The sequence below is a fragment of the Staphylococcus sp. 8AQ genome (assembly GCF_902506595.1).
Taxonomy (GTDB): Bacteria; Bacillota; Bacilli; order Staphylococcales; family Staphylococcaceae; genus Staphylococcus; species Staphylococcus pasteuri.
In genome coordinates, this window is sequence record NZ_LR733871.1 from 2409262 (window position 1) to 2431909 (window position 22648).

The 22648-nt window shown below is 31.0% G+C and carries 23 protein-coding genes; 13 read left to right on the top strand and 10 right to left on the bottom strand.

The window, feature by feature from the left end:
- The first annotated feature begins 3 nt into the window (after positions 1-3).
- Positions 4-1101: a redox-regulated ATPase YchF gene (gene ychF, locus GVY01_RS11790; protein WP_017637498.1), complete on the top strand. Its 1098-nt coding sequence runs from the start codon at positions 4-6 to the stop codon at positions 1099-1101.
- Between the two features lie 132 nt (positions 1102-1233).
- Here ychF and GVY01_RS11795 read toward each other — a convergent pair whose 3' ends face one another.
- Together GVY01_RS11795 and GVY01_RS11800 are read right to left on the bottom strand one after the other, a co-directional pair.
- Positions 1234-1425 (bottom strand): hypothetical protein, encoded by a 192-nt coding sequence (locus tag GVY01_RS11795; protein WP_017637497.1) that lies wholly within the window; start codon positions 1423-1425, stop codon positions 1234-1236.
- A gap of 64 nt (positions 1426-1489) precedes the next feature.
- Entirely contained in the window at positions 1490-2311 is an 822-nt protein-coding gene (locus GVY01_RS11800) for a GH25 family lysozyme (protein ID WP_017637496.1), read from the bottom strand.
- Positions 2312-2690: 379 nt separating this feature from the next.
- Between GVY01_RS11800 and rpsF the strand changes: the two genes are divergently transcribed.
- The 7 genes from rpsF to GVY01_RS11835 all read left to right on the top strand — a co-directional run bounded on the left by rpsF (position 2691) and on the right by GVY01_RS11835 (position 7315).
- Entirely contained in the window at positions 2691-2987 is a 297-nt protein-coding gene (rpsF, locus tag GVY01_RS11805; RefSeq protein ID WP_017637495.1) for a 30S ribosomal protein S6, read from the top strand.
- A gap of 21 nt (positions 2988-3008) precedes the next feature.
- Positions 3009-3524, top strand: coding sequence for a single-stranded DNA-binding protein (gene ssb, locus GVY01_RS11810; RefSeq protein WP_017637494.1), 516 nt, complete (start codon positions 3009-3011; stop codon positions 3522-3524).
- Positions 3525-3567: 43 nt separating this feature from the next.
- A complete protein-coding gene (gene rpsR, locus GVY01_RS11815) occupies positions 3568-3810 on the top strand; it encodes a 30S ribosomal protein S18 (RefSeq protein WP_002451519.1) in 243 nt (80 codons plus the stop codon).
- A gap of 258 nt (positions 3811-4068) precedes the next feature.
- Positions 4069-4587: a VOC family protein gene (locus GVY01_RS11820; protein WP_108017011.1), complete on the top strand. Its 519-nt coding sequence runs from the start codon at positions 4069-4071 to the stop codon at positions 4585-4587.
- Positions 4588-5146: 559 nt separating this feature from the next.
- On the top strand, positions 5147-5401 hold the full coding sequence (locus GVY01_RS11825; RefSeq protein ID WP_017637491.1) for a GlsB/YeaQ/YmgE family stress response membrane protein: 255 nt from the start codon (positions 5147-5149) through the stop codon (positions 5399-5401).
- A gap of 683 nt (positions 5402-6084) precedes the next feature.
- Positions 6085-6714: a LysE family translocator gene (locus GVY01_RS11830; RefSeq protein WP_017637489.1), complete on the top strand. Its 630-nt coding sequence runs from the start codon at positions 6085-6087 to the stop codon at positions 6712-6714.
- A gap of 22 nt (positions 6715-6736) precedes the next feature.
- Positions 6737-7315, top strand: coding sequence for a histidine phosphatase family protein (locus tag GVY01_RS11835; RefSeq protein WP_017637488.1), 579 nt, complete (start codon positions 6737-6739; stop codon positions 7313-7315).
- Positions 7316-7391: 76 nt separating this feature from the next.
- Here the strand turns inward: GVY01_RS11835 and GVY01_RS11840 are convergent, their stop codons facing one another.
- The 5 genes from GVY01_RS11840 to ahpC all read right to left on the bottom strand — a co-directional run bounded on the left by GVY01_RS11840 (position 7392) and on the right by ahpC (position 12778).
- On the bottom strand, positions 7392-7772 hold the full coding sequence (locus tag GVY01_RS11840) for a hypothetical protein (RefSeq protein ID WP_017638452.1): 381 nt from the start codon (positions 7770-7772) through the stop codon (positions 7392-7394).
- Between the two features lie 177 nt (positions 7773-7949).
- The gene (locus GVY01_RS11845; protein ID WP_017638451.1) at positions 7950-8576 is read right to left on the bottom strand and encodes an NDxxF motif lipoprotein; all 627 of its coding nucleotides are present in this window, start codon (positions 8574-8576) and stop codon (positions 7950-7952) included.
- Between the two features lie 139 nt (positions 8577-8715).
- Positions 8716-10458 carry a hypothetical protein gene (locus GVY01_RS11850; RefSeq protein ID WP_108017010.1) on the bottom strand — a complete coding sequence of 581 codons (1743 nt, stop codon included), beginning with the start codon at positions 10456-10458 and terminating at the stop codon, positions 8716-8718.
- 209 nt (positions 10459-10667) lie between these two features.
- Entirely contained in the window at positions 10668-12191 is a 1524-nt protein-coding gene (ahpF, locus tag GVY01_RS11855; protein ID WP_046467363.1) for an alkyl hydroperoxide reductase subunit F, read from the bottom strand.
- Positions 12192-12208: 17 nt separating this feature from the next.
- The gene (ahpC, locus tag GVY01_RS11860) at positions 12209-12778 is read right to left on the bottom strand and encodes an alkyl hydroperoxide reductase subunit C (RefSeq protein ID WP_002451489.1); all 570 of its coding nucleotides are present in this window, start codon (positions 12776-12778) and stop codon (positions 12209-12211) included.
- Positions 12779-13272: 494 nt separating this feature from the next.
- On the opposite strand from ahpC, the gene GVY01_RS11865 reads away from it, so the two are divergent.
- Positions 13273-14028 (top strand): NADPH-dependent oxidoreductase, encoded by a 756-nt coding sequence (locus GVY01_RS11865; protein ID WP_017638449.1) that lies wholly within the window; start codon positions 13273-13275, stop codon positions 14026-14028.
- 67 nt (positions 14029-14095) lie between these two features.
- On the opposite strand, the gene GVY01_RS11870 is transcribed toward GVY01_RS11865, so the two are convergent.
- Positions 14096-15484 (bottom strand): L-cystine transporter, encoded by a 1389-nt coding sequence (locus GVY01_RS11870; protein ID WP_201294212.1) that lies wholly within the window; start codon positions 15482-15484, stop codon positions 14096-14098.
- 307 nt (positions 15485-15791) lie between these two features.
- Between GVY01_RS11870 and GVY01_RS11875 the strand changes: the two genes are divergently transcribed.
- Genes GVY01_RS11875 through GVY01_RS11890 form a run of 4 tightly spaced genes read left to right on the top strand, consistent with a single transcriptional unit; the run spans position 15792 to position 20755 of the window.
- Positions 15792-16508 carry a D-ribitol-5-phosphate cytidylyltransferase gene (locus tag GVY01_RS11875; protein ID WP_017638447.1) on the top strand — a complete coding sequence of 239 codons (717 nt, stop codon included), beginning with the start codon at positions 15792-15794 and terminating at the stop codon, positions 16506-16508.
- A complete protein-coding gene (locus GVY01_RS11880; protein ID WP_017638446.1) occupies positions 16501-17526 on the top strand; it encodes a zinc-binding dehydrogenase in 1026 nt (341 codons plus the stop codon). The genes GVY01_RS11875 and GVY01_RS11880 overlap by 8 nt, the downstream gene beginning before the upstream one ends.
- An 18-nt stretch (positions 17527-17544) precedes the next feature.
- Positions 17545-19233, top strand: coding sequence for a teichoic acid ribitol-phosphate polymerase TarL (gene tarL, locus GVY01_RS11885; protein WP_017638445.1), 1689 nt, complete (start codon positions 17545-17547; stop codon positions 19231-19233).
- Positions 19234-19273: 40 nt separating this feature from the next.
- A complete protein-coding gene (locus GVY01_RS11890; protein WP_017638444.1) occupies positions 19274-20755 on the top strand; it encodes a glycosyltransferase in 1482 nt (493 codons plus the stop codon).
- A gap of 54 nt (positions 20756-20809) precedes the next feature.
- On the opposite strand, the gene GVY01_RS11895 is transcribed toward GVY01_RS11890, so the two are convergent.
- Positions 20810-21715 (bottom strand): hypothetical protein, encoded by a 906-nt coding sequence (locus GVY01_RS11895; protein WP_017638443.1) that lies wholly within the window; start codon positions 21713-21715, stop codon positions 20810-20812.
- Between the two features lie 117 nt (positions 21716-21832).
- Positions 21833-22501: a hypothetical protein gene (locus GVY01_RS11900; protein WP_017638442.1), complete on the bottom strand. Its 669-nt coding sequence runs from the start codon at positions 22499-22501 to the stop codon at positions 21833-21835.
- Positions 22502-22648 lie beyond the last annotated feature (147 nt).

Below are 22648 nucleotides of genomic sequence, written 5' to 3' on the forward strand. Positions count from 1 at the left end.
TTAATGGCTTTAACAGCAGGTATTGTAGGTTTACCAAACGTAGGGAAGTCTACACTTTTTAATGCAATTACTAAAGCGGGGGCTTTAGCGGCGAACTACCCATTCGCAACAATTGATCCAAACGTAGGAATCGTAGAAGTTCCGGATTCACGTTTGTTAAAATTAGAAGAAATGGTTCAACCTAAGAAAACGATTCCGACAACATTCGAATTCACGGATATTGCTGGTATTGTTAAAGGTGCGTCAAAAGGTGAAGGTCTAGGAAATAAATTCTTATCACATATTAGAGAAGTAGATGCAATTTGCCAAGTTGTACGTGCGTTTGATGATGAAAATGTTACTCACGTTTCTGGACGAGTAAATCCATTAGATGACATTGAAGTTATCAACATGGAATTAGTATTAGCAGATTTAGAATCAGTAGAAAAACGCTTACCTAAGATTGAAAAAATGGCTCGACAAAAAGATAAAACAGCAGAAATGGAATTACGCATTTTATCAAAAATCAAAGAAACATTAGAAGAAGGTAAACCAGTACGTAGTATTGAATTCAATGATGAAGATCAAAAATGGGTTAACCAAGCACAATTATTAACTTCTAAAAAAATGTTATATATTGCTAATGTTGGTGAAGATGAAATTGGCGATGAAGAAAACGATAAAGTTAAAGCAATTCGTGATTATGCTGCACAAGAAGATTCTGAAGTAATTGTAATTAGTGCGAAAATCGAAGAAGAAATAGCAACATTAGATGACGAAGATAAAGAAATGTTCTTAGAAGATTTAGGTATCGAAGAACCAGGATTAGATCGTTTAATTCGTACAACTTATGATTTATTAGGATTATCAACATACTTCACTGCTGGTGTACAAGAAGTACGTGCATGGACATTCGTACAAGGAATGACAGCACCTCAATGTGCCGGAATTATTCATACTGACTTCGAACGTGGTTTCATTCGTGCAGAAGTAACAAGTTATAGTGATTACGTTGAACATGGTGGAGAACATGGTGCTAAAGAAGCGGGTAGACAACGCTTAGAAGGTAAAGATTATATCATGCAAGATGGCGACATTGTCCACTTCAGATTTAATGTATAAACGTTAAATAATAGGGATTATAACTACTCTAGAATATCTAGAGTAGTTTTTTAATATTAAAAAAAGCAATGTAGTGCTAGGTCGGAGTTGCTTAGTGACAGACTACATTGCTTGATTTAAAGATAATTTATTTTAAAAGAAAGGAATAGTTTCGCTTGCTTTAATAATATCTGTTGTTCTAAAAAATTGTTTACCTTCACCAGTATAGGCAGGCTCTAAAATCATATTTGCTTTAGCATTATACAACCATTCTGGGTGTAAACCACAATTTAATATATCTTGAAACTCTTGAAAGTCTTTATCCCAATCTAAATTCAATTTCATGTTTAACACCTCAACATTATTATAGAACAAGTGTTCGTATTTGTGAAGTGCTTTTTATAAAAATTTACGATGTAAACCAGTTTGTGTTTACGTTTGAATCTACATAGTTAGCATCTACGTTCTGGTTTAACTCTGGTGAGTAGAAGCTATCAGTATATTGCCAAAGTACTTTTTCGCGAGTTGGTTCTTGAGCTTGATATGACGCTAACCAGTAACCATCGTATGAACTAACGGCATTTGCCACATTGTTTACCATAAAATTCTCATAAGAGTAGAATAGAACTTTTTTATCGCCAGCTAATTTTTTCATTTGGTTAGCCCATGCTATTGTGGCGGTATTAGCATCGCCAGAAGTAACAGTTTGTTGTTCGTAGTCATTAACATAAAATTCAGCTTTTGGCGCACGATTATATAACATTTTCGCTTCGTAGCGAGCATCGTCAGCATTTTCATACATACTATACGAATAAACACCAAACTTCATATTGTTCTTATCTAATAGTTCAGAATTATGTTGTAAACATTTATCGACATATTCAGATCCGTATTGTCCTCGAATGATTATAAAGTCATACTTTTTCTTTAATTGTTTGACTTGAGCGTCAGTCAAATTACCTTGCCATTCAGAAATATCTAATACTCGCTCACCATTATTTGTTGTTGCTGCACGAGATTTAGTTGAAAAAGTAGAACGATTTTGTGTTTTATTTTCAGCTTTTTCTGGATGTTTTTTCATATATTGTTGATAACCATAACCCATTGTGCCTTTTTCATTTTTATTGTCATCAGTATTTTTTGAATTTTCGTCAGCGTATGATAAATTGATACCTGAAATTGTAGTTAACATCGATGCGGCTAACACCGAGTATGATACTTTCTTTAACATATATGTACTCCTTTGTTTATAAAAATTAAATGCAATTAAATTAAAAACGTAACAATGATATTATTACAATTAAATTCTATTTACAATGATAAAAATTGCACAATATACCGATAAATTTTACTATGTAGATTAATGTTTATTTTTATAAAAAGTTATTAAAAAATTTATACAAAAAATAAGTGTGCGGGCATTCTAAATTAATGGATAACTGTCAGTTACAAAGCTAATGATAATTTTTAAGGACTATGTATTATTAAATATGATTGTAAAAAGTAATACTCTGTGCTATAATTCTTGATTGTGAGTAATGAAAATTATTCCTTGCTTATCACAAAAATGATGGTAAGCCGTATAGACCACAAGGAGGTGCAAATATACAATGAGAACATATGAAATTATGTACATCGTACGTCCAAACATTGAAGAAGATGCGAAAAAAGCAGTTGTAGAACGCTTTAACGGTATCTTAGCTTCAGAAGGATCAGAAGTTTTAGAAGTAAAAGACTGGGGTAAACGTCGCCTAGCTTATGAAATCAATGATTTCAAAGAAGGTTTCTATAACATCGTACGTATCAAATCAGATAACAATAGAGCTACTGACGAATTCCAACGTTTAGCTAAAATCAATGACGATATCATTCGTTACATCGTTATCCGTGAAGACCAAGATAAGTAATAATTGGACGGGGGCGTTTAAATGATAAATAGAGTTGTATTAGTAGGTCGTTTGACGAAAGATCCAGAATACAGAACCACTCCCTCAGGCGTAAGTGTAGCGACATTTACTCTAGCAGTTAATCGTACTTTCACGAATGCTCAAGGGGAACGCGAAGCAGATTTCATTAACTGTGTTGTTTTTAGAAGACAAGCAGAAAATGTAAATAACTACTTATCTAAAGGTAGTTTAGCTGGCGTTGATGGTCGCATACAGTCACGTAGTTATGAAAATCAAGAAGGTCGTCGTATCTTTGTAACTGAAGTCGTTTGTGACAGTGTTCAATTCCTTGAACCTAAGAATTCACAAAACGGCGGTGGCCAACGTTCACAAAACAACGAATTCCAAGACTACGGTCAAGGATTCGGTGGTCAACAATCAGGACAAAATACTTCGTATAACAACAATTCATCTAAATCTAATTCAAATCAATCAGATAACCCATTTGCAAATGCAAACGGACCTATTGATATTAGTGATGATGATTTACCATTCTAAAAAATAACTAATTAAAAAATAAATTAAAAGGAGGCAGTTAACCATGGCAGGTGGACCAAGAAGAGGCGGACGTCGTCGTAAAAAAGTATGCTATTTCACAGCAAATGGTATTACTCATATCGATTATAAAGACACTGAATTATTAAAACGTTTTATCTCAGAACGCGGTAAAATTTTACCACGTCGTGTAACTGGTACTTCAGCTAAATATCAACGTATGTTGACAGCTGCTATCAAACGTGCACGTCATATGGCTTTATTACCATATGTTAAAGAAGAACAATAATATATAATTTATTGTCAAACCCCGTAGGCTTAAGGCTTACGGGGTTATTTTTGTGTTTTTTAAAACTAGAGATAAGGCAATGTACGAATGATTTAGAAAAGATAGGTAAGTAATATCTTAATATTATTAAAAATCTTATCAATGAATATGCTCCATTAAATAGGGGGAATTAAGTAGAGTAAAGTAAATTAAATCGCTTGTTACAACTTGTTATTAGAAGTAACGAGTTAATAAAAAATACGGTTAGGAGTATTGTTGATGGATAATATTAAAGGTATTAATCATGTAGGTTTAACTGTTCCCAATATCGATGAAGCAACAAAATTTTTAAAAAATGCATTTGGAGCAAAAGTTGCTTATGATGGATTAACTTATGATGACGAACCTCGTAAGGGTAAAGAGGTTGAGAGAATGCTTGGTTTATCAGAAGGAGCAGAAATTATAAAGCAAAGAATGATTGTCATAGGTAATGGTGCCAATATAGAAATGTTTGAAATTCAAAATAGTGATCAAAAATCACCATTAAGATTAGAAGATTTGGGTTTCAATCATATTTCAATTTTTGTAGAAGATATGGATGTAGCAATCAAACAAGCAGTAGAAGCAGGAGCAATACCTTTATCAGAAAAACATGATAATTCTAGATATGAAGATAGCGAAAAGAGTAGTAGTGTCTATTTAAAAACAGAATGGAACTTATTGATAGAATTGCAATGTATTCCAAACGGATATTACTATCCAAATGATAGTGAAGCAGAAGTATTTATTCCTGAATAAAGTCAAATATAAATCATCAAAAAAGCTATGGTTAAGACACTTGATAATAAATGTCATAACCATAGCTTTTTCCTATTTATTCTTACTAACATGGCCAATAATATATGAAGTTAAGCTGCTACAAATAATTAATAGAATTAAAAATGTCATTAAATATATTTGTTTGCTTTCCACATGAAATCCGATTTCAAACTGACCGTGTAAATGACCTTTGATAAAGAAGTTAAGTGTAATAATAGATAGGATTAGAATAATTGAAATAGCACTCAACACATCGAAGCATATTTTAAAAAAGGATAGTTTATTTTTCTTCATATAATGCATCCTCCCATAATCATTATGTTAACAACCATCCCATTTAGTTAGTAGTTATTTATTTTTGTTAAATTAATCGCAATTAAAAATTTTAAACTAATGATTAATAAGAATCAATCAATAAATATCTATTTATTTACTGAATTTAATAAATTTTTATCCAAATTCGTTTCGAATAGTGAATATGGGGTATACACCTTAAGTAGACAATATAATAATTACATATTGAAGGGAGTGAAGATACATGTTTGGACTAATAGGAATGATCATCGTAGGTGGTCTTATCGGTTGGATTGCAGGCGCAATTCTTGGTAAAGATATCCCAGGAGGTATTTTAGGTAATGTTATTGCTGGTATCGTTGGTGCTTGGGTTGGATCAATGATTTTTGGACATTGGGGTCCAGAATTAGGTAGAATTTATATCTTCCCAGCATTACTAGGTTCAATTATTTTAATTTTTGTAGTTTCTTTAATCTTAAAAGCCTTAAGAAAAAAATAATTGAAATATAGTTATAGAGATGACCTTCGAAAATAAGGACATCTCTATTTTTGTATATCATTTTATTTTGGAATTGTAAGTATCAGTTTATTATTCTACGTATATGCTTGCTAAAATGGTCATTAGAAGTGTTAAAAGACAAGAAAGAAGGATAATATTTTGAATTCTAATTGATTGTTGGCTATAACCCTTCTTTTTAAATACATAGAATAGGTAACTCCATGACAACATAACTAGTATGCCTAATATTATAATAAGTGTTTTCATAAAAACCCTCCTCATTTATTTTGTACCCTAAAAGATAGTTAATAAATAAAGTAAATGATTTTTAAATAATTTATAAAATGCAAATTGCAATATCACTTAAATTTTTGCATAAAAAGAGGATGACGCTGGGTAACGCCATCCAGGAGTATTATGTTCATGAATATAAAAGACTTTGTAGTTACTTAATAACTACATGTACATAGTATCATGAATTAAATTAAAATACCAATTAAAACAACTTAATTCTATTAATATTTTTTCGTTGTACACATTTAATTTTAATTATGCAATCACATTTGAATATGTTTAATTCTATTAATTTTATATACATAAATTGTTAGTCTATTCTCAATATTTTTCGTTCTGTTGTATGTTTATACGGCTATTGATAGGATACTATTATGGAGGGATTCATCTTGGAAGGTATTGTAACGTTTATTTTAATTTCACTATTAATGATTATTGTACCAGGACCAGATTTTCTAATTGTCATGAAGAATACTGTCCATTCTGGAAAAAGAAATGGTATGTTAGCTGCATTGGGCATTACGACTGGTCATATTGTTTATGCGAGTTTAGCTATTTTCGGAATTATATACATATTAACAAGTTTATATTACGTCTTTCTATTAATTAAAATATTTGGGGCGTGTTACTTAATTTATTTAGGTATTCGTTCTATTTTATCAGCACGTCAATCCATGTCTTTTAATGATCAAAAGCAAGATTTAAACAAAGTTTCATATCTTTCATCGTATAGACAAGGATTCTTAAGCACCATATTAAATCCTAAAGCATTACTTTATTACGTGAGTATACTACCTCAATTTTTATCACAAGGAAATATACATATGACATCTCAAGTAGCAGTTTTAGTCTTATCTGTAGTGTTAGTCGTATGTTGTTGGTTTTTATTTTGTGTATTCATATTCCAATATATTAAATTATTATTCAGTAATCCGAAAATTAAAGCAATTTTTGATTATGCAGTAGGTATTATTTTGATTGGTCTATCAATTAATTTATTATTAAGTAAATCAAGTTAAGCAAATTAGGGTGGGAATTAATGTGAAAGTATATTTAGTAAGACATGGTGAATCTAAATCAAATTATGATAATAAGCACGGAGAACCTTATTTCTGTGGTCAACTTAATGTGCCATTAACTGAAAAGGGGACTGAAAGTGCACAAGCATTAGTAAGTTACTTTGCGAATAAAACGATTGACCATGTGTACGTATCAAGTTTATTGAGAACACAGCAAACATATGAAGCAATATTTCCATGCAATATTCCTACGACTTCTACAGATTTACTTAAAGAGAGATCATTAGGTGTATTTGAAGGTAAATTTAAAAAAGAGGTTTCGGAAGATCAGCATTTTTATAAATATTTTAATGACGATAATTACAAAGATTTTCGCCATAGCTTTACTCAAAAAGCACCTGAAGGAGAAAGTTATCAAGATGTTTATGATAGAGTTTCGATGTTTTTCGATACGATTGTAGATGAAAAGGCAGAAGAGATTGTTATTGTAGCGCATCAAGTTGTTATTAGATGTCTATTTGTTTATTTAGAGCAACTAACAAAAGACGAAGCATTAACTGCTAACGTTGAAAACTGTAAGCCATATTTGATTGAAATATAATAAAAAAAGTGAAATGCGTGTATAATACAAACGCATTTCACTTTTTTTATAAATTAAGACAGCCGGGTGTCTTGTTTTATGAATTTTGTTTCTTCTGTTTGGGATATCCTACAATTAAAGTGACGAATGTACTAATAATAATTAAAATAACAGAAATTGCAGCAGTAATACCGACTGAATAGTCTTCTAGGATAAATGCGACAACAGCTAATCCAGACCAAGGTACAATTGCAATAATTTGTAGAACGCTAGATATAATTCTAGTAGTAAGATGATTGAAAATACTTAAAATAAGTGCAGGTAGCGCAAATGCAACTACAGTACCAATAGCAGTCCAAAGTTCTGCAGGTTTATCTAAGCTTATTGTATGTGGGCCTGTCGGATGCTTAGCGCACATAATGATTGTAGCAACAGTTGATAAAATTGCAATAATCACAAAAATTACGCGACGTTTCATGTTCTCACTCCTATAAATATATGTTGTTTTTAAAATTTTGCTCATTTATTAGTGTGACTAAGTATTGTAATGATGTCAATGTTACGATAAATGCGTATAACCAAATAAATACAGCATACAAAAAGCTTCTACTCGATTAGTTTTCATAATGAAACTTACCGAATAGAAGCTTATTTACTATTTATCAAAAACATCTGTCTTGATATTTTTCTTATCCAAGAATGATTTGATTTTATCTTGTTGTTTTTTATTTACATCGCCTGCATAGTTAGTTGGCACATCAACAACATTGATTGAATTTTGAGGTTGATAGTTTAATTGTTCAATCTCTTCATCGACATCAGCAATAGTACTATTTAATGCTTTGAAATATTTGATAATACGATTGGTTGGATCTTTATATTCATTTGGAATTTTATTATTATTCACGAATTTTTTGAAGTGTAAGTCGTTTTTAACAGCCAAATTAGATAGTTCACTTAAACGATCTGATTGTTTTTTAGTAATCTTTTTACTGCTATCACTTTGACGATCTAATTGGTGTTGGATAACGTACTTATTATCAAGAATATCGCTATTGACTTGTAAATATTTTTCAAGTGCTTTGTTCATTTCATCTTCACTTATTGTTGCATTCTTTTTGTTAGAAGTGAAAATATCTTTTTCTTTTAATTGCTTAGCATTTTTAGGTGCATGAGCATTACTATGTGAATCTTGATCATTGTCATCTTCACTTTTATTGGCACAAGCTGATAGTACAAGTGCAAATGATAAGATTAACGTGAGTAGGACTCTTTTCTTCATTAGGTTTGGTACTCCTTTTATTCGTACAATATTCATTGTGTTTAATTTATTATATATTATAGCGTATCACGTATCAAAAATGATTTGAATGTTTAAGCATTGATTAAATAATGAACTATGAACATTTTGTGTACGTTCATTATTTAGTGGAATTCAAGATTTCTTGAACTGTAAAACCACGTGTACTCCATAATCTCAGATGAGTCCAACCTTTTTCTATTTGTTTGCTCAATGTTTTATCTGGAACTGGTAAAATCTTATCCTCTTTAATAAGATTGTTCATCATTTCAACAGCATGTTCTTCATCGGGTGCTATTCTTAAATGAAATAGTATATACTGTACGGCTTTTTCTTTTTCAATATCATCATTTGCTTTAATGTTATTTCTAATGAATTTAATGAACTGTTTAAGTTTGGTATTGCGTTCATAATATTCATTGTTTACATATGTTAGCAGTTCATCTAAATTGTCTGGTACATAGAACTCTTTAAACGGGTCATCAATATCACTACTATTTGTTAACAAAGGAATGACAGGATGTAATAGCATATCGTTTTGAATAGTCACTAAACGATTAATATCCATATCTTTAATCTCATCTTTGATGTCATTTTGAGTCATCTCTTTATTATATAGATGTTTCATCAAATAGGACACACGCTCTAAAGAAGCATAACCATACAGATTTGTGATTGCAATATAGATATTTAGAGGTGTAACGTAATGTTGTTTTTTAGGATCATTTTTAAAATGCTTCAATTGCTCTTGCACTAGATTTTGACGGATTTCTGGATCCATATAATTTTCTATGTTAACTGATTCTAATGTACTGTTATCTAACTCGTCTTTATTATCTGGATTATTTTCCTCAAATGCCTCAATGATATCATTTTCAGTAAAATTGTCTTCAGAATCTGCTAAGCTATCAAAGTCGCCTAAACTATCCCAACCAGTTAAATCATCCTCAATTTCAGAGATTAATGAATGTTCTGCTAGTGATTCAAATATATTATCTTTTTGAGTGCCGATTCTTTCAATTTGGTCATCAATAACCGATTCTAAGCCACCAGTTGACTGAATATATTTATCTATAAAATCTAATGCGTCATATGGTATCGAAACGATATTATAACGTGCATTGTAATTGAATATAAATGAATAATTGAATAACTGTGATGGTGAAGTGAGTTCTTGAACGTCATTAATTGTCGATGCGATATCTATATTAGAAGTATAATTTTTGTCGTTTTCATATATAGATTGAAATATAAATAATGTTGAATTTGTAAATTGATTGAATACACGTTCTAACAATTCATTATTTTCAAAGAATGTATCATTGATTAATTTCACAGCATCAGCTTTTTTTAATTTTGAAGTATTTTTAAATTTGTAAAATTTTAAGATGTTTTGAATATCTTTTGCTTTTAATGTTGTTAAATAATCTTTTAAATTAGTATGTTCTATATTGTAGCGTACTTTTTCATCTAGCTTTTTAAATTCTTTTAGCAATTGCTTGTTATCATTATCTAAGTCTTTATATTCATAGAGTCCAGTAAAAACATATTCATTTACCTTATTTAAATAGATAGGGTCTATAATATATTCATCTGTAGATTCTTTATAGAAGAATCCTAATTGATCTGTTAATTTGCAAGTAGTCTTTATGTCTTCATTAACGTTAACAGTTGATGAAGCATCCTTTAACAAGTTTTCGATGTATGTTTGTTCGTCTTTTCCCATATTGTTATAAATAAGGTTCACATTGTGTGGTTGAAAAGCAATATGTAAGGTTTCGAGTGGTGAAAGTTTTCTAGGGATGTCTAAAAATGTTTGGATTTCATAAATTTTCACTTTAGTAATATGATTTAAGGTATTCATAATAGCTCCTTTAAAATATATGATGTGTGATGGATTTAGACTAGAAAACAGTTTACGTCATAATGTAAAAACCCAACGATGTTAAAAGATAAAAATTTTTCATTACTTATATCATAACATGTTTATTGAATATAATAATAAAAAAACAGAATTCCATTAAGGAATTCTGTTTTGAAGATATATTTTAATGAAATGTTTTATAGCGGGTATTAATTTCTAATAATATAATCGAATGCGTTTAGGGCAGCATTTGCGCCTGCACCCATAGAAATAATGATTTGTTTGTTTTTCTGATCAGTCACGTCACCAGCGGCAAAGATACCTGGAACGTTTGTGCTGTTATTATTATCAATAACAACTTCTCCACGACCATTTAATTCAACAGCATCTGATATCCATGCTGTGTTAGGTACTAAACCGATTTGTACAAAGATACCATCTAAATTAACCACTTGTTCTTCGCCAGTGTTCATATCTTCGTATTTAATACCAGTGACATGGTCTTCACCAATAACTTCTGTTGTTCTTGCTTTAGTTTTGATATCAACATTTGATAATGAACGTAAACGATTTTGAAGTACACTGTCAGCTTTCAATTCTTCTGAATATTCGAAGACAGTGACATGCTTAACAATTCCAGCTAAATCAATCGCTGCTTCAACACCTGAGTTACCGCCACCGATTACTGCAACGTCTTTGTTTTCAAATAAAGGACCATCACAGTGAGGGCAGAAAGCAACACCTTTGTTGAGTAAACGATCTTCGCCTGGAATATTAAGTTTACGCCAACTTGCACCTGTAGAAATGATGGCTGTTTTAGTTTCTAGTACAGCATCGTTTTCTAACGTAACGCGAATTGCACTATCTGTTTTTTCAATATTAGTAGCACGAATACCAGTCATAGTATCAATGTCGTATTGAGCAATATGGTCTGCTAAATGAGATGAAAATTCAGAACCTGTTGTTTCTTTAACAGTAATGAAGTTTTCAATACCAGCAGTATCATTAACTTGTCCACCAATGCGGTCAGCCACAATACCAGTGCGTAAACCTTTACGTGCCGTATAAATTGCAGCACTACCACTTGCTGGACCGCCACCGATAACTAATACATCATAAGGGTCTTTGCCTTCGAATTCTGATGCGTCAGCAGTACTTCCTAATTGGTTAAGAATATCTTGAATTGACATACGGCCGTTACCAAACTCTTCTCCATCTAAGAAGACAGCAGGTACTGCCATGATGTTTTCAGATTCTTCACGGAATACTGCACCGTCAATCATTGTATGTGTAATGTTAGGGTTGATTACACTCATTAAGTTTAATGCTTGAACAACATCTGGACATTTTTGACAAGTTAAACTTACAAAGGTTTCAAAATGGAATGAACCTTCAAGTCCTTTAATCTGATCAATAACAGATTGTTGTTCTTTAGGTGGACGACCACTTACTTGTAAAATAGCTAATACAAGTGAGTTAAATTCGTGACCTAAAGGAATACCTGCGAAAGTAATACCAGTTTCTTCGCCTGGACGATTTACTGAGAAACTAGGTGTACGTTTCAATTCTTTTTCAGTAAGAGTGATGTGAGATGACATCTCTGTTACTTCATCTAATAATTCTTTTAATTCTTTAGATTTATCATCAGAGCCAAGGCTAGCGACGAATTCAACGTCGCCTTCCATTAGCTCAAGTAATTGTTGTAATTGTTGTTTTAAATCAGCATTAAGCATAATTAATTAATGCCTCCTTAAATTTTACCTACTAAGTCTAATCCTGGTTGTAAAGTTTCAGAACCTTCTTCCCATTTTGCAGGGCAAACTTCACCTGGATGTTGACGTACATATTGAGCAGCTTTGATTTTGTGAACTAATGTACTAGCGTCACGGCCGATTCCATCAGCATTTATTTCTGCAGCTTGTACAACACCATCAGGGTCGATAATGAATGTACCACGTTGTGCTAGACCAAGTTCTTCATCTAATACGTCGAAGTTACGAGTGATTGTTTGAGAAGGGTCACCAATCATATTGTATTGGATTTTGCTGATAGCATCTGAATGATCATGCCAAGCTTTGTGTACGAAATGAGTATCAGTAGAAACTGAGAATACATTTACGCCTAATTCTTGTAATTTGTCATATTGGTTTTGTAAGTCTTCTAATTCAGTTGGACAAACGAATGAGAAGTCTGCAGGATAGAAGCATACTACACTCCAAGAACCTTTTAAGTCTTCTTGAGATACTTCTTTGAATTCATCTTTCTTTGGATCGTAAGCTTGCGCTGTGAATGGTAAGATTTCTTTATTAATTAAAGACATAGTTAAATTCCTCCTGATTAATTGAGAATGTTTTATTAGAATTAGATAACAATCATTGTTTAATTATAATAATTCTAATATCTTGTTTAATATTATTACATCTAGATATTAAATAGTCAACTTCATCAACTCGTACATATGAATATATACTTTTAAAATTGATGTTGTAAGTGTTTTAGCATATCTAATGAAATTATTATTTAGAATAGAGTAAGTAATTATTAATATTAATAATGATACTTTTTAATATTAAAATAATAACTTCATTCTCAACTAAATACTTATGATTGATAATATGGTGTAATTTTATTACATCATACTATACCTCGATACTAACATGTTAAATCATAACTTTCATAAAACACGATTTAATCATTGTAAGACTATCATTTTAGTGAGTGCAACTCATTTAAAATCTAATTGAAAAGGGTATACAATAATTAAAGATAAATTACGGGAATTTTATTTTTCGAATATATAGGAGTGGAACTATAATGTCAGATTATGTATATGAGTTAATGAAAAAGCATCATTCGGTGCGTCGTTTTAAAACAACACCATTAAGCCAAGAAATAGTAGAGAAATTGGTTGAAGCAGGTCAAAGCGCATCAACATCTAGTTTTTTACAAGCATATTCAATCATTGGTGTTGATGACCCTAAAATTAAAGAAGATTTGAAAGAAGTATCAGGACAACCGTATGTTGTTGAAAATGGATTTTTATTTGTATTTGTTTTAGATTATTATCGTCATAATTTAGTTAATGAAAAAGCAGAATCAAATATGGAAATTTCATTTGAATCAGCTGAAGGTTTATTAGTAGGTTCTATTGATGTTGCACTTGTTGCAGAAAACATTGCAGTCGCAGCTGAAGATATGGGGTATGGTATGGTTTATTTAGGTTCATTACGTAACGATGTTGGACGAGTACGTGAGATTTTAGACTTACCTGAATATACCTTCCCTCTATTTGGAATGGCTGTTGGTGAACCAGCTAATAATGAAAATGGTGCAGCGAAACCCCGCTTACCTTTAGAACATGTCTTCCATAGAAACAAATATAATTCAGATAAAGACAAACAAATTAGTGAACTACAAGATTATGATCAAACAATTAGTAATTATTATAAAGAACGTACCAATGGTGAAAGAAGCGAAACATGGTCAGAACAAATTGAATCATTTATGGGAAATAAAACAAGATTAGACATGTTGAATCAATTAAATAATGCAGGATTAATTAAAAAATAATAAACACATGAACATAAAAAGGGAGAATGCCACTACAATAGGCATTCTCCCTTTTTTAATCTGAAATTTAATTCGTTGTTAATTCACCGTATTCATTAGATTCAAATGATTTTTTGTCCCAATTTTTAGTGAGTTTTGCGGTACCAGTACCGGCTAAAATAGAATCGTTGACGTTAAGTGCAGTACGACCCATGTCCATAAGTGGTTCTATAGAAATTAAAACCCCGGCTAAAGCTACAGGTAAGTTTAGAGTTGATAAAACTAAGATAGAAGCGAATGTCGCACCGCCACCTACACCTGCAACACCAAATGAACTTATGATAACAACTGCTACTAATGTCACGATGAACTGTAAGTCGATATCTACATGAGCTACTGGTGCAACCATAATTGCAAGCATAGCAGGGTAGATACCCGCACATCCATTTTGTCCAATTGATAAACCGAATGTTGCTGAGAAGTTTGCGATACCTTCAGGAACACCAAGACGTGTTGTTTGTGTTTGGATATTTAATGGTAACGCACCAGCACTTGAACGTGATGTGAAGGCAAACACTAGCACTTCGAATGTTTTCTTCATATATTTTATTGGATTAATACCAAGGATAGATAAAATGATTAAGTGAATGATATACATCGTAATTAGTGCTGCATAAGATGCAATCATAAATTTACCTAAAGTCCATATAGCAGCAAAGTCACTTGTCGCAATCGTTGATGTCATAATGGCTAAGATACCATATGGTGTCAATCTTAATACGAAAGTAACAATAGCCATGACAACTGAATAAATGGCTTCTATACCACGTTTAAGTACATCACCATGATTAGGTTCTTTACGAGCTACACGTAAATAGGCGAATCCTACAAATGAAGCGAATATTACTACGGCAATCGTAGACGTAGTTCTTTGACCAGTAAAATCTAAGAAAGGATTGCTTGGTAATAATTCTAATATTTGTTGAGGTAATGTGTGTGCAGTTAAGTTTTTAGCTTCTTTTGAAATTTCACTACCACGTGAATGTTCTGCACTACCTAAATCAATTGAAGATGCATCTAAACCGAATAATAAAGCATATCCAATACCTACTAATGCAGCTATTGCAACAGTTCCGATGAGGAACATAAAAATGTAGCTACCAATTTTAGCGAATTTATCCCCAATTTGAATTTTACTAAATGCTGAAACGATTGAAATAAAGATAAGCGGCATAACAATCATTTGTAGTAATGCGACATATCCGTCACCTACGATACTAAACCAATCGCTTGTAGTTTCGATTACTTTTGAGTCCACACCATAAATGAGGTGCATTGCGATGCCTAAAATGATGCCTATAGCTAATGCTGTAAACACACGTTTAGGAAATGATATATGCTTTCTAGCCATGACATTTAACATGACAATAAAGGCAATAAGCACAATAACATTAACCACTGTTAAAAATGGAACCAAAATCAACACTCCCTTAACAATTCATTTTTTATAAAAGTTATGTATTAAGAATATAACTGTTATTTTTATAAATCAAGGGTATGATTGTAAATATTATAGGAATACTCAGAATTAAAAATAAAACATAAATTTGTAGATTTAGTTTTATTTATCAACATATTTTTAGTCATTATAAAAAGCCGTATTCATTATGAATCACTTCGCTAATATAGAGATAGACAACTTAGTTTGTTATGTTATATATTAAATATGTTATATAATAATTTTAAAATGATATCCTTGTTACGATTAAAAGGAGAGTTGATAAATGAAATATGCTGGAATACTTGCTGGTGGAATAGGTTCAAGAATGGGGAATGTTCCTTTACCTAAGCAATTTTTAGATTTAGATAATAAACCGATTTTAATACATACAATTGAGAAATTCATTTTGTTAAACGAATTTGAAAAAATCATCATTGCTACACCGTCAAAATGGCTATCTCATACGATTGATACATTGAAAAAATATAATATTTCAGATTCAAGAATTGATGTCATTGCAGGCGGTAAAGATAGAAATGAAACGATTATGAATATTGTTGAACATATTGAAAAATATAAACCTATAGAAGAAGACGATATTATAGTCACTCACGATGCTGTGAGGCCTTTTTTAACATATCGAATAATCAAAGAAAATATTGACGGTGCTATTAAATATGGTGCTGTAGACACTGTTATTGAAGCTATTGATACTATTGTCGTTGCTGAAAATCAAGACAGCGTCACTTCTATTCCAATAAGAAGTCATATGTACCAAGGACAGACCCCGCAGTCTTTTAAAATCAAATTATTGAAAGAAAGTTACAACCGATTAAATGAGAAACAAAAAGAAGTATTGACGGATGCTTGCAAAATTATCGTTGAAAATAATCAGACAGTCAAACTAGTTAGAGGAGAAACATTCAATATTAAAGTAACGACGCCATATGACTTACAAGTAGCTAACGCTATTATCAAAGGTGACATCCATCATGATTAATCAAATTTATCGCCTTACTTCTCCAAGACAATTTGAAGTTTCATACGATAGTGTCGATATTTTTAGTGATTATGTTATAGTTCGTCCTCAATATTTATCCATTTGCGCTGCAGATCAACGATATTATACAGGTAATAGAGATAAACAAACGTTAAAAAAGAAGTTGCCTATGTCTTTAATTCATGAAGGGGTAGGTGAAGTTGTATTCGATAGTAAAGGTATCTTTAAAATAGGTACTAAAGTAGTCATGGTTCCCAATACGCCAATAGAAAATAGTGATTTCATTTCAGAAAACTATTTACCAACCAGTCAATTTAAATCGAGTGGCTATGATGGATTTATGCAAGATTTCAATTTATTAAAACATGATAGAGTTGTACCTCTGCCAGAAGGTAGCGACTTAAGTATATTGTCATACACGGAATTAGTTACTGTTAGTTTGCATGCGATTGATCGTTTTGAACAAAAGGCAACTGGTCATAAATCGTCGTTTGGCGTATGGGGAGATGGCAATTTAGGTTATATTACCGCACTTCTACTTAGAAAATTATATCCAGAAGCACAAATATATGTTTTTGGAAAAACAGATTATAAATTAAGTCATTTTTCTTTCGTGAATGGTCTATACCACATAGATAATATAGCCGATGATTTAGACATAGATCATGGGTTTGAATGTGTTGGAGGTAAAGGTAGCCAAGATGCAATCAACCAAATCATTAATTTAATTACACCAGAAGGAAGTATTTCTTTATTAGGTGTTAGTGAAATGCCAGTTGAAATCAATACTAGACTTATTTTAGAAAAAGGGCTGACCGTTATAGGTAGTAGTCGAAGTGGTGCTGAAGACTTTAAAAATGTAGTTAATCTTTATGAAAAACACCCTGACATTATTGACAAGTTAGCATTATTAAAAGGCGAACAGTTTGAAATTCGTACTATTAATGATGTTATCAACGCTTTTGAATCAGATTTATCTAATTCATGGGGAAAAACAGTTTTGAAATGGATTATGTAATACGAAAGGATGCTCATATTGATCAAGACAAAACTATATATAGATAATATTTACTGGGAAAGAGTGCAGTTATTTATAGAAGGACATGTAGATAATTTAAATATTGAAAAGAGTGAGTTTGTTTTAAGAAACTTAACAGAAACAAAAGAATTAAAAGCTAATCAAGTTGAAATTAATGAAAACAGATTTATTTGTCGATTTAATGTGGCTATTCTTGATAATGGCTATTATTTATCTTCAGGACAGTACCTACTAGTTAATAAACAACAAGAAGAACATATTGCTACTATGAATCAAGAAGTCATTAATCAATTTTATGAACAGCTTGATGAGACAGAGTTAGTCTCGTATGAAGCTCTGGAAACCTCAAACGCAAAAATGAACTTTTTACTTGAAAGATTAATGAAAGAATTCCATAAAGGTGGTAGCTCTAATACGACTGTTTATACAGTTAAACCCGAAATTTCAAGTGAAGTAAACGAACTTGTATTAAATGTAATGTATAAGGTGCCGAGAAAGAGAAATAGTATGTTAATAGAAATGTATAAAGAGATGAGACTTAAATATAGAAGTTATGCATATAACATTCGAGATAGTATCTTCAAATCAATATTTTATGTTACTAAGTTTTTCCATCTTCGAAAGGGTAAAACAGTATTATTTACTTCGGATTCAAGGTCAAATATGTCTGGCAATTTCAAATTCATATATGATGAAATGATTAAAGCTAATTTAGACCAAAAATACGATATTCATGCGTTATTCAAACCCCATATTACAGAAAGAAGAAAGTTTATAGATAAATTTAAATTCCCATATTTATTAGGAAAAGCAGATTATATTTTCGTTGATGATTATCACCCTATGCTTTATAAAGTTAAATTTCGCAAGTCACAAGAGATTATACAAGTTTGGCACGCAGTTGGGGCCTTTAAGACAGTAGGGTTTAGTAGAACAGGAAAAAAGGGTGGGCCATTCTTTAATTCTCTTAATCATAGAAATTATACTAAAGCATATGTTTCTTCGGAAAATGATATTCCGTATTATGCAGAAGCATTTGGGATAAAAGAACAAAATGTAATACCTACTGGAGTACCTAGAACAGATATATTATTTGATGAAGAATATAAAACTAAAATTATCAATAAAATGGAAACAGTAATACCTAATATTAAAGGAAAAAAAGTGATATTATTTGCACCAACATTTCGAGGAAGCGGACATCATACTGCACACTATCCGTTCTTTAAAATTGATTTCCAAAGGTTGGCTAAATATTGCGAAGATAACAATGCCATAGTTTTATTTAAAATGCATCCATTTGTTAAAAATAAATTGAAAATTCCGAATAAATTTAAAAAGTATTTCTTGGATATATCTGAATTAAGAGAAGTAAATGACTTGTTATTTATTACGGATATTTTGATTAGTGATTACTCTTCATTAATATATGAATTTGCAGTATTTAAAAAACCGATGTTATTTTATGCATTTGATTTAGAAGATTATATTACGACACGAGATTTTTATGAAAGTTATGAAACGTTTGTACCTGGTAAAATAGTGCAAACATTTGAAGCGTTAATGGATTCGCTTAATAATGAAGACTTTGATCAATATAAAGTAGAACCTTTTTTAAATAAACATTTTAAATATCAAGATGGCAGGTCAAGTGAACGATTGGTTAGACATTTATTTGATAGTTAGAAGTGAAGTGCATTAAGCAATGACAGCAAGGAGGTCATCAATGAAGCAAGCATATATGATAGTGCATGAGTTAGATGTTAATAAAGGCGGCATGACGACAGCTATGCTTACAAGAAGTAAGTACTTTTTTGATCATAAAATCAAAGGACATATAGTTACTTTTGATTATAAAGTACATTATGATAGCATTCTTAAAAGTTTAGTATCTTCAAATAAAAGGGATAAAAGAACGGAAATGTTTAATCCATTTATCTATTTTAAAAAGAAATCTAACAAATTAATAAGAAAGAAAAATAGTCATCCATATAAAGAATTTGCAAAAATGTTAAAAGGTACTGTGGAGATAAAACAAAATAAAAATATATCAAGATATTTTAATAATAAAAGTGGTAAATATATAGCTTATAAACGAAAGATAAATCGCCAACAAAGCGTTATCGATGTATTTGAAAATAATACACGATTAAAACGAGTATATTTATTTAATAACAAAATACATAAAGTTGATGTATTTAATAAAGATAATAAACTGGTTGCTGAACAATTTTATGATAATCAAACTTACTTATATTTATATAGACAGATTAGCGCTAAAAATGGTGTGATTGGTAATACCTATTTAATTAATGAGAAAAAGCAATTTAGTAATAATGTTGAATTTTGTAGTTATTTTTTAGAAAGGCTAGTCAAAGACGATAAGAATAGTATTATGATTTGTGATGGTCCAGGTAGCTTTCCTAAAATGTTAAATACTAAGCATAAAAAGGCCAAAAAATTCTCGGTTATTCACACTAACCATCATAAAAACTTTGATAATAGCGGTGCTAAAAAGAAACATGAAGATTATATATTGAAAAAAGCAGGTTTGATAGACGGTGTCATTGTGTTAACAGAAGGACAAAAGAAAGACATTATTAAAGAATATGACATCAAAAACTTATATGTGATTAGTAACTTTATAGATATTCAAAAGGATGATTTAAATAATAAACACCATAAGGTTGTAGGACAAGTCTCTAGGTTAGTAGCAACAAAGGGTCTAAATTATCTATTGGAAGTCGCTGAAAAAGTAATATCAAAAGATAATAGCATAGAATTTCATATATACGGGGATGGACCAGAAAAAGGTAATTTGGAACGGATGATCAAGGAAAAGCAGTTACAGCATAATGTTAAGTTGCTTGGTTATACAAATGAACCTTTGAAGAAGATTAAAAAATTTGGTTGTGTTGTTTCAACTTCTCAAGTGGAATCTCAAGGTTTGAGTATTGCCGAGGCAATGTTACAAAGAAAACCAGTAGTAGCTTTTGATATTAAATATGGTCCATCTGATTTTATAAAAGACGGCGAAAATGGATATTTGACTGAAAATAAAGATATTGAAAGTATGGCTGAAAAAGTTTTAGAAATTATTAATAATAAAGATTTAGCGAATCGACTTGGTGAAAACGCAAGAAATAATGTTGTAGGATTATTTAGCCCTGAAAAGATAATGAATCAATGGCTTAATATTTTTAAATAAAATTAAAAAAGTGTTAGGACAATTACAACTTTGTCCTAACACTTTTCTTTTTTATTATAAGTTAAATAATCTAGCGAAAAATCCTTTTTTCTCTTCTTTAGGCTCTTGATGAGCTAGAGGAGAAGATTGTGATTCAACATGGTTTTTATTAGTATTAGATACTTCAGATGTAGATGTTGAATGAGATGTAGATTGTGCTTGAGTTGATTGTTCTGAAGTACTTAATGATGTACTTTCTTTTTTATTATCAACACTATTAGAAGTGCTCAAGCTGTTAGTGTCATGAGTCGTTGATGCCGATGTAGATGCAATCGTTTTATTTTGCTCTGAATTATTTTCACTTGAGGAAAGTGACGTTGATTGTGATGATGAAGTACTTTGGCTTGAAGTACTATTCACAACATCATTATTGCTTTGTTTTGATTCAGAAGCAATAGCTTGTTGCTCATCTAACTTTTTAGTATGAGATTGTTGTGTTGATTGTATTGCATCTTGTGTAGTTTGAATCGCTTTTAATGATTCAGTGTTAGCATCTATTTTAGAAGTAATTTGGCTTTGTAGTTCTTTCAATTCTTGTTGTTGATGATGAACTTGACTAATCATTTGGCCTAACATTTGACGTTCTTCACGCATTTTTTGAATTTCACTACGTAAGTCTTCTACCAATTGTGAGATATTTTGATCAGTTGGCAATTGACTATTATCTTCTTTTACTAAGACTTGAAGGAAATCTTTTTCCTTTTCTAATTCTTCAAATGCTAAATCATAGCTATTAGTTTGCTTTACTTTATCAGCAATATCTTTAAATAATTCGATATCTTCTTCTTTAAAATCAGTTGCTTCACGTCCACGATATTCAGTCTTACTAAGTTGATAGCCACGTTCTTCTAAATGTTGGACGATTTTACGGACTTGTTTTTCACTTAGCTCGACGCGTTGTGCGAATTCTTTAGTTAACATTAATAAAGTCCTTTCATATTATGGTTTATGTATACTGACGGTTGTCTACGGTTAGTGAAACCTCAGTCTTACCTCATATGATAGTTTACCGTTATTTATAGTTAATTTCAAGTTTTGTTACAGAGGGCTTCTTAATTTCATTTGCTCAAGTAAAGGATATATTATATCTCTTGAAATACGGTTGGCGAAGACATATTTAAGAATGTAGTTAGACTTAACACTTGTGCCATAAATATCTTTTGATAAAAGAATGTTAGCTTTGATAAACAAGTCAATTTCTTTGGGATCTTCATCATTAGTATAATTTGGATGAATATAATCAATTTCGGTTTGTTTTTCGAATTGATGTTCATATAAAAATTGTCTGCGACGTTCAAGTACTTTATTTGTTTCTTCATCCGTCGTCAAAGGTTCCTTAGGGACTTCCATCATTATAAAGTTGATGTCTCTATCATGAATTTCATTAGATAGAACATTTAGTTGTTCTTCAATTTTTTCTAATGTTTTAGACATTACCTCATCATGGTTATCTTTGTTCTTAGTGATGAGATAAATGAGGAAAGCAGAATTTGTTGTTGCTTCGTAATGTGCACTAGCCATACTAACAACTTCATCATTTTCAACACCAACAATAAATGCATAATCTTTTTCAGTTTTATTATTTTCAAGTGATTGTTTGAAAATATGACTGTCTTCTGTGAGGCTGATGTCTAATTTTGAATCGTAAATTTGTATTGCTTCGTTGAAATATGGATCGTTAGCAGACGTTATTGTTTTAAATTCCATTATGACACCCCCGAAAATATATTTTGTAAATTATATCATAACTTTGTACCTGGTACGGAAAGATGAATGTGTATGAAAATATTTATAAAAAAACACTATAACTGTAACGACATTGCGTATCAGTTATAGTGCCATGCTTAGCATCGT